This is a genomic window from Geobacillus sp. LYN3 (genome assembly GCF_003064505.1).
Classification (GTDB): domain Bacteria; phylum Bacillota; class Bacilli; order Bacillales; family Anoxybacillaceae; genus Parageobacillus_B; species Parageobacillus_B toebii.
Map to the genome: position 1 here is coordinate 1179386 of NZ_QCWL01000001.1, position 2762 is coordinate 1182147.

Annotated in this window: 2 protein-coding genes; both read left to right on the forward strand. The window is 43.8% G+C overall.

What is annotated here, in order from left to right; genetic code table 11:
- The first annotated feature begins 212 nt into the window (after window positions 1-212).
- Window positions 213-1145 carry a beta-ketoacyl-ACP synthase III gene (locus tag DCC82_RS06155; protein ID WP_012749436.1) on the forward strand — a complete coding sequence of 311 codons (933 nt, stop codon included), beginning with the start codon at window positions 213-215 and terminating at the stop codon, window positions 1143-1145.
- A gap of 35 nt (window positions 1146-1180) precedes the next feature.
- Window positions 1181-2422: a beta-ketoacyl-ACP synthase II gene (gene fabF, locus DCC82_RS06160; RefSeq protein WP_012749437.1), complete on the forward strand. Its 1242-nt coding sequence runs from the start codon at window positions 1181-1183 to the stop codon at window positions 2420-2422.
- Window positions 2423-2762 lie beyond the last annotated feature (340 nt).

Below are 2762 nucleotides of genomic sequence, written 5' to 3' on the forward strand. Positions count from 1 at the left end.
GCAACTATGGCCAGAGGAAACAAGAATCCCCCACTTCCACCGGCATTAGCCGGTAAGTGGGGGTAGTTCAATAGCACTGTATGTAAAAAATTAAGAAGTGACTAGACAAATCACATGTGTTGCATATTTCTATTGCGCGTTTTTTCTATTTCCGATAAAATTAGTACCAAGTAATAATAATTGGTTATATACTACTAAAGGAGATGTTCAGTGTGGGAGCAGGTATTATTGGAATCGGCCGGTATTTGCCGGAAAAGGTGTTAACAAATTTTGATTTGGAAAAGATGATGGATACGTCTGATGAATGGATTCGGACGAGAACGGGAATTGAAGAACGAAGAATAGCCACTGATGATATGGATACTTCCGATATGGCATATTTTGCAGCGAAAAAAGCGATCGAGGACGCAAAAATTTCTCCGCAAGATATTGATTTAATTTTAGTAGCAACGGTAACTCCTGACAGGGCATTTCCATCTGTGTCCTGCATGCTGCAGGAACGGCTTGGAGCGGTAAAAGCAGCAGCATTGGATATTAGCGCGGCATGTGCCGGCTTTATTTATGGAATGGTCACAGCAAGCCAATTTATTGACAATGGCGCATATCGTTATATATTGGTAGTGGGAGCTGAAAAATTATCCAAAATCATCGATTGGAATGACCGCAATACGGCAGTGCTATTTGGCGACGGTGCTGGTGCGGTCGTGATGGGGCCTGTTTCCGAGGGACGTGGTATTTTATCGTTTGAATTAGGTGCAGACGGAACAGGAGGAAAACATTTATATAAAGAAGAATATATCGTAATGAACGGTAGAGAAGTGTTTAAATTTGCCGTTCGTCAAATGGGTGAATCGTGCATTCACGTCTTAGAAAAAGCAGGATTATCGAAAAACGACGTTGATTTTCTCATTCCACATCAAGCGAATATTCGCATTGTCGAGGCGGCAAGGCAGCGTCTTGAACTGCCGGAGGAGAAAATGTCAACAACTATTCGAAAATATGGAAACACTTCAGCGGCTTCCATTCCGATTTCTATTGTCGAAGAATTAGAAGCAGGTAAAATCAAAGATGATGATCTCATAATTATGGTTGGATTTGGCGGCGGATTAACGTGGGGTGCAATCGCTTTACGTTGGGGCCGCTAGCAGCTCAATACGGATAAAAAGGAGAGACGAAAGCGATGGAAAAAAGACGAGTCGTTGTTACAGGTCTTGGTGCAGTAACACCGCTTGGAAACGATGTGGAAACAACATGGAAAAACATTATTGCTGGCAAGTCGGGAATAGGGGTGCTTACTCGTGTCAATCCAGATGAATTCCCGGCGAAAGTAGCAGCAGAAGTGAAAGATTTCAATCCGGAAGACTTTATGGATCGACGTGAAGCACGTAAAATGGATCGTTTTACACAATATGCTGTCGCTGCCTCGTTGATGGCGGTAAAAGATGCAAAATTAGAAATTACAGAAGAAAATGCGGCAAGAGTCGGCGTTTGGATCGGATCTGGCATCGGCGGAATGGAAACGTTTGAACAGCAGTTTGAAATTTTCCAACAACGCGGCTACCGTCGCGTAAGTCCGTTTTTTGTGCCAATGATGATTCCGGATATGGCAGCAGGGCAAGTATCTATTATTCTAGGTGCAAAAGGAATCAATTCTTGTACGGTCACTGCTTGTGCAACAGGGACAAATTCCATTGGTGATGCGTTTAAGGTCATTCAACGCGGCGATGCCGATGTAATGATTACTGGCGGTACAGAAGCGCCGATTACGAAAATGGCGTTAGCCGGATTTTGTGCAAATACGGCATTATCTACGAACCCAGACCCAAGAACGGCAAGCCGTCCGTTTGATAAAAATCGGGATGGCTTTGTCATGGGTGAAGGCGCCGGCATTCTCGTATTAGAAGAGCTAGAGCATGCGTTGCGCCGGGGTGCGCCGATTTATGCGGAAATTGTCGGCTATGGTGCGACAGGGGATGCATATCATATTACTGCGCCGGCTCCAGGCGGAGAAGGCGGTGTTCGTGCGATGCGCCAAGCGTTGGCGGATGCGGGAATGAATCCGGAAGAGATTGATTATATTAATGCCCATGGTACAAGTACGGAATACAATGACAAATATGAAACGATGGCGATTAAAGAAGTGTTTGGCGACCATGCATACAAGCTTGCGATCAGCTCGACAAAATCGATGACCGGTCATTTGTTAGGAGCGGCTGGAGCAGTAGAAGCGATATTTTCCGTATTAGCGATTAAAGATGGAATGATTCCGCCGACGATGAACTATGAAACTCCTGATCCGGAATGCGATTTGGACTATGTGCCAAATGAGGCAAGAAAGCAAGAAGTAAACGCAGTGTTAAGCAATTCTCTTGGATTTGGCGGACATAATGCAACGTTGATTTTCAAAAAATATACAAAATAATGGAAAACGGCTATCTCGATAGAAGAGAGATAGCCTTTTTTCACGAGAACATCCGCCGGAAGCCCACTGCTTTAGCTGTGGGAGGAAGGCGGGGGTTATATTTTTAGTATATATTGAATTTTTCGTTCAACATAAGTACACTGGATTTAGAAAGGTAGGTGAATCAAGAATGCTCTGCACTCTCAAGATTAAATTAATGCCAACTCTTGAACAGTTTCATGCGCTGCTGGAAACAATGAAACGGTTTAACCAAGCATGCAACTATATTACTGTAGATGAGCAAATTCACTGACATAAATTGACAACTAAACAAAAAAGGAGACATGAACCGGACTCCTTG

Bases quoted from the DNA above. Each gene is read 5' to 3' on its own strand.
- fabF (WP_012749437.1), top strand. From the start codon at position 1,181: ATGGAAAAAAGACGAGTCGTTGTTACAGGTCTTGGTGCAGTAACACCG.